The sequence below is a fragment of the Mesorhizobium sp. LSJC280B00 genome (assembly GCF_000502835.1).
Lineage (GTDB): Bacteria > Pseudomonadota > Alphaproteobacteria > Rhizobiales > Rhizobiaceae > Mesorhizobium.
Window position 1 is genome coordinate 1 of record NZ_AYVL01000096.1, and the last position, 2618, is coordinate 2618.

General features: G+C 55.9%; 1 protein-coding gene. It reads right to left on the reverse strand.

Translation table 11 applies throughout. From position 1 onward, the window contains the following. Window positions 1-647: 647 nt before the first annotated feature. Window positions 648-1649 (reverse strand): 4-hydroxyproline epimerase, encoded by a 1002-nt coding sequence (locus tag X773_RS73355; RefSeq protein WP_031213475.1) that lies wholly within the window; start codon window positions 1647-1649, stop codon window positions 648-650. Window positions 1650-2618: the final 969 nt, after the last annotated feature.

A 2618-nucleotide genomic window follows, 5' to 3' on the forward strand; every position in this document is an offset into this window, starting at 1 on the left:
ATCGTGATCTCCATCGAATCTCGCAATCCGACAGAATCACAACCTGCTGAAATCACTCAACTGTTTTTGGAACGGACACTAAGGTCTCCTTAGTGTGCCAGAATATGCGTTCCGGTTGGATAGCGTCTCGGGGACAACCTCCCAGATCTGCGGGGCGAGGGGACGTGCAACAGCGAAGTATTCGGTCAAATTCTGGAAGGATTGCGCCGCCCTGATCGACCCGAGGAGGATCTGCTTGGCCGTGGAACGGATAACTTCCCGCCGAATGGTTGATCTCGCCAACTCTTTGGGTGCGGCACGGAGTGCACCAGCCTGCCAACTTGAACCTGCGACACCCACGTCGTTTGTTGCCGACAAGGATGATCAGCGGCTCGTCTTTGCCAACGTAATCGTTGAATTCCTGTCCCAGGAGCGGGCCGGAGCTTCTTCTTTTGCGTAAGCCGGCCGGTTTGACTGATCATGGCTCTCGTGTGTCGTTTTTTGGCTCTTCTTTCTTTCGGTCGATCCTGGCAGAGCCCAGTGGGTAGCGATTGGCCAGTCAAACGTGATAACCAAACCGGTCGACCTCACACCGGGCCTGGCGCAGTGCCATGTACCTCGCCAATCGGCGGATGCGGTAGTCGCGTTCTTCGAGGATCATGGCTTTCTTACTTTACCTGAAACCCGAAGGCGAGTGGGTCCCGCTCATCGACCAGAATGGTATTATAACCGGTGACACGCGCCCATCCGCCGATGCTCGGAAGAATGGCAGGACGTCCTGCAACTTCCGACACATTCTCAACACGACCATGGAATAGCGTACCGACGAAAGACTCGTGGACAAACATTTCACCGACGTTCAGCAACCCCTTTGCAACACGCTGTGCCATGCGAGACGAGGTGCCGGTGCCGCAGGGCGAGCGGTCGATACCGCGTTCACCGAAAAACACGGCGTTGCGTGCATTTGCTTGCGGGTGCTTGGCCTTGTCAGTCCACATAACATGGCTCACCCCAGAAATCCGATCGTCCTCTGGATGCACTGGCTCCACGGCATCCTGTACCAATTTGCGGACAACCGGGCTAATCTTGAGGATATCGTCGGCCGTCATGCTGTCGAGACCCGTCCAGTTCTTCTGAGGTTCCACAACGGCATAGAAGTTGCCGCCGTAGGAGACGTCCACGATAAGTTCTCCAATGCCTGGAACGTCGATTTTTGCGTCACTTGCATGAAGATAGGCCGGCACATTGTAGATGCGGACCTCATCAATGAAACGACCGTTTCGTGTGTACTCCACCTCGACGCGACCGGCGGGCACCTCAAGCGCCAGCCGTCCTTCGGTCTTTGGCACTACGAAACCCTGTTCCAATGCGACGGTTACCGTACCGATGGCGCCATGGCCGCACATGGGAAGGCAGCCGGAAACCTCGATGAACAGCACACCGATATCGCAATCCTCACGTGACGGGGGATAGAGAATGGAGCCCGACATGACATCATGGCCGCGAGGCTCGAACATCAACGCCTGGCGCACCCAGTCATGATCGCGCAGGAATATCTGACGCCTTTCGGCCATGCTGACGTTGGGCAGTATAGGAGCTCCGCCGGCAACAACGCGAACGGGGCTCCCACATGTATGGGCATCGATGCATATGAAGGTATGGGGATTCATGATTATCCTCTAGATCAGGAAAGACGGCTGACAGAAAAGGGTGTAAGATTGATGGTTGGCGCTCTTTCGTCAACCATGTCCGCGACCAGCCGCCCGGTGGTCGGCCCAAGCGTTAGACCACAATGACTGTGACCATAGGCGTGGATGACGTCATTGCGGCGCGGGAGAAACTGATCACCGGAAGTGTGTCCGGAGTCGTTGGACGATGCCCCATCCATCGTGTGCCCTCTGTTGATATAAGATCCGGGAGGTAAACCTTCGCCACTTTTGTCACTTCGACGATAATTGGGGGCGCCTCCAGTCTCGAAATTCGCCGCCGCCGCCGATTCGCAATTCCATATCCATCGGCGTAGCAACGAACTTGCGCTCTGCGAAAACGACCTCCCGGGAAAGCGTCACTCCAGAATTTGGTATCGTGATGTTGGAGCCACATTCGCTTCAAGCAACACGCGGTCGCCGATGGTCTTGGCGAGGCGCGCCGATCATGTATCAGCCGCAATCACCAACTTGTCGAAGTCGGAGTCTTGTCCTCCAGACAAACGAAGCTTCTTGCCTTCGATCGCGTGACCTCGGTCGCAGGCCGTCCCGAACGCGGATTGCGGACTGCGGATTGCGGATTTCACCTAGCCTGCGTCCATAGGTTGCAAGGATTTGCAAGATCGCATTCCGCAGCCCCGCGGGCGTCTTGTCCGTCCTTGCGGTGGGCTGAATCATGCGGGGCTCCTCAGGCCGAGTCACTGCCGTCGGACAACGCAAAAGTCATTCCAGATACAGCCAGGACTTAAATTTCAAGCGGTTAAGAATTCTTTCGTGCTTGCGGCTAGGCGGTGTCGCTATTTTTGTCGAATTCCTTGCAGGAGCTTGAAGAGAACCGGTCGAGGGTTCCTTCATCTACTGGCTGTCAGAGCCTGAATCAAAAAGAGTGTTTTGATATCAACTTCTTGCGAGCCTGCGGGTGAGCAGGCGAAT